At 69.1% G+C, this 3,210-nt stretch carries 2 protein-coding genes; both read left to right on the top strand.

The features are described from left to right. Positions 1 to 339 precede the first annotated feature (339 nt). A complete protein-coding gene (locus tag JT362_RS08020) occupies positions 340 to 1,293 on the top strand; it encodes a Ppx/GppA phosphatase family protein (protein WP_260190419.1) in 954 nt (317 codons plus the stop codon). Positions 1,294 to 1,501: 208 nt separating this feature from the next. After that, positions 1,502 to 3,151, top strand: a complete 1,650-nt coding sequence (locus JT362_RS08025) for a peptide ABC transporter substrate-binding protein (protein WP_260190420.1) — start codon at positions 1,502 to 1,504, stop codon at positions 3,149 to 3,151. The last annotated feature ends 59 nt before the right edge of the window (positions 3,152 to 3,210 follow it).

Genomic DNA, 3,210 nt, shown 5'->3' on the forward strand with positions numbered 1-3,210 from the left:
CCCGACACCACTCCGCCCTCTCCACACCCGCCGGGAGGGTGGGACTCGCGCGTCAGGCGGCCTTGAACATGCCACCGCCGATGACGTAACCGGCGCCGGTGACGTTCGCGGCCAACGGCGAGGCCAGGTACGCGATCAGGGCGGCCACCTCATGCGGCTCCGACATCCGCCCGTGGTGATCGACGTCGCCTGCGGCAACACCTCGCCAGTCTACTGTGGATCGGTCTTGACGCGGGGATTACAAGATCGACATGTGGACAACCGGGGGCAACCTGGGCGACTGTGGACAACTCGCCCGGGCGAGCCGCCGCGGTGGGGGACATGGCGTTCAATAGCCCTATGCCGAGGATTGCTGCCATCGACTGCGGGACGAACTCCATCCGCCTACTCGTCGCCGACGTGACCGTCCACGACGACGGCCACACATCCCTGCGCGACGTCCACCGCGAGATGCGGGTCGTCCGGCTCGGGGAGGGGGTCGACGCCACCGGGCGCCTCGCCGACGCCGCCCTCGCGCGCACCCGTGCCGCGCTCGTCGACTACACCGCCATCTGTCGCCGCAAGGGTGCCGAGCGGGCGCGCATGGTCGCCACCTCCGCCACCCGCGACGCCAGCAACCGCGACGACTTCTTCGCCATGACCCGGGACGTGCTCGGGGTCGAGGCCGAGGTCATCAGCGGCGACGAGGAGGCCCGGCTCTCCTTCACCGGCGCGGTCGGCGACCTCGATCCGGACGACGGCCCGTTCCTCGTCACCGACATCGGGGGCGGCTCCACCGAGGTCGTCGCCGGCACGTGGGACGGCACCCGCGCGAACGTCACCGGCGCGCTGTCCGTCGACATCGGCTGCGTCCGGATCACCGAACGCTGCCTGCGGGGCGACCCACCCTCCGCCGACGAGGTCGCCGCGGGTCGACAGCTGGCCGAGCAGACCCTGGACAAGGCGTTCGAGGCAGTGCCGATCGGCGGTACCCGCACCTGGGTCGGCGTCGCCGGCACCATCACCACGTTGTCCGCGGTCGCCCAGGAGCTGCCCGCCTACGACTCCGAGCTGACCCACCTCTCCCGCCTCCCGGACGAGGCCATCGGGCGGGTCACCGAACGGCTCCTGGCCGCCAGCCACGACGAGCGGGCAGCCATCGGGAGCATGCACCCGGGCCGGGTCGACGTGATCGGCGGCGGCGCGCTGATCACCCAGGTGCTCGCGGAGAAGATCGCGTCGGCGGCCGGTGTGACCGAACTTCTGGTAAGTGAACACGACATACTTGACGGTATTGCCCTGTCTCTCCTATGACGGTCGCACGCGGTCACCGGCCCGGTTCGCAGCGTCCAACTTTCACCGTAGGTTCCTGATTGTGACTGGTTTGTGACGTCAACGGGGGTGGGATGGCGCGCGTCCCCCCGTTAACGTCCCCTCACATTCCGGGGGCGCTCGTGATCCCCGGCCGCGGATGTGGCGGCGCGCCGCCGAATGCGTGTAGGTGACTGGAGGAGAGAGCCAGATGCGTAGACCGCGCTGGAAGGCCGCGGTTGTCATGTCGTTCTCCGCCGCGCTCGTGCTCACGAGCTGTGGCGGTGGCGGCGAGGACGACCAGAGCGGTGGCGGGGGCGACCCGGACAAGACCGCGAACGCCACGATCAGTGTCTTCGGCACCGAGCCGGAACGGCCGCTCGTCCCGGGTGACACCAGCGAGACCGGTGGCGGCAAGATCATCGATGCGCTGTTCACCGGCCTGGTGGACTACGACCCGGTCACCGGTGAGCCCGGCCTGGCCAACGCCGAGTCCTTCGAGCTGACCGCGCCCGACCAGTACACGGTGAAGCTCAAGGAAGGCTGGACCTTCCACGACGGCACCCCGGTGCTCGCCCACAACTACGTGGACGCCTGGAACTACACCGCGTACAGCCCGAACGGCCAGCAGCACGCGAGCTTCTTCGCCCAGATCGAGGGCTTCGACCAGGTCTTCACGGTCGACCCCGACGGCGACGGCCCGCAGAAGCCGCCGACCCCGCCGGCCGAGACGCTGTCCGGCCTGAAGGTCGTCGACGACTACACCTTCACCATCGACTTCACCAACCCGCACGCGGTGTTCAAGACGAAGACCGGCTACGCCGCCTTCATGCCGCTGCCGGACTCCTTCTTCGAGGACAAGGCCGCCTTCGAGGAGAACCCGATCGGCAACGGCCCGTGGAAGTACGTCTCCCGCGTGCCGAACCGTGAGCTCGTGGTGGAGCGGTACGAGGAGTACCAGGGCGACGACAAGCCGAAGGTCAAGGGCGTGAACTTCACGTTCACCGACTCCGACGCCGCGTACGTCGAGGTCAAGGGCAACCAGCTCGACTTCATCGACACGCTGCCGCCGCAGGCCATCGCCGGCAACGTCTGGAAGGACGACCTGCCCGGCCGCGCCGACGTCGCGGACGTGCTCGCCATCCAGGTGCTCGCGTTCCCGGTCTACGACCCGAAGTACCAGAGCGCGGACTTCCGGCACGCCGTCTCCATGGCGATCGACCGGCAGGCCGTCATCGACGCCATCTACGAGGGCAACCGCAAGCCGGCCACCGGCTACGGCGTGCCGAAGCTCCCCGGTTGGGAGCCCGGCGCCTGCGGGGAGTACTGCGAGTTCAAGCCGGACGAGGCCAAGGCGCTGTTCGAGAAGTCCGGCTGGACCGGGCCGATCGAGATCACCAGCAACTCCGACGGCGGCCACAAGGAGTGGGTCGAGGCGGTCTGCGGGCAGATCTCCAACAACCTCGGCGTGGACTGCACGTTCGTGCCGGTGCAGGAGTTCAGCCAGGTCCGCCAGGCGATCAACGCCCGGGAGATGGACCAGATCTACCGCGCCGGCTGGCTGGCCGACTACGCGCTGGTGGAGAACTTCCTGAACCCGCTGTACCGCACCGGTGGCTCGTCGAACGACAACGGCTACTCCAACCCCGAGGTGGACGCGAAGCTCGCCGCGGCGGACAGCGCCGAGTCCGAGGAGGAGGCCTTCAAGCTCTACCACGAGGCCGAGCAGCTGATCGCCGAGGACATGCCGGCCATCCCGCTGTGGAACACCCCGTCCATCTACGGGTGGTCCGAGCGGCTGACCAACGTCCGGCTCACCCCGAAGCGGGAGCTCGACCTGGCGTACGTCGAGGTCAAGTAACACAATGACAGACCGGTGTCGGGCGGGGGGGCCGCGGCGGGGGGGGGGGCGCCCCCCCC

Source organism: Actinophytocola gossypii, assembly GCF_025165815.1.
Classification (GTDB): domain Bacteria; phylum Actinomycetota; class Actinomycetes; order Mycobacteriales; family Pseudonocardiaceae; genus Actinophytocola; species Actinophytocola gossypii.

What these genes read in the sequence shown, in the direction of transcription:
- JT362_RS08020 (WP_260190419.1), top strand. Translation starts at nt 340, where the DNA reads ATGCCGAGGATTGCTGCCATCGACTGCGGGACGAACTCCATCCGCCTA.
- JT362_RS08025 (WP_260190420.1), top strand. Translation starts at nt 1,502, where the DNA reads ATGCGTAGACCGCGCTGGAAGGCCGCGGTTGTCATGTCGTTCTCCGCC.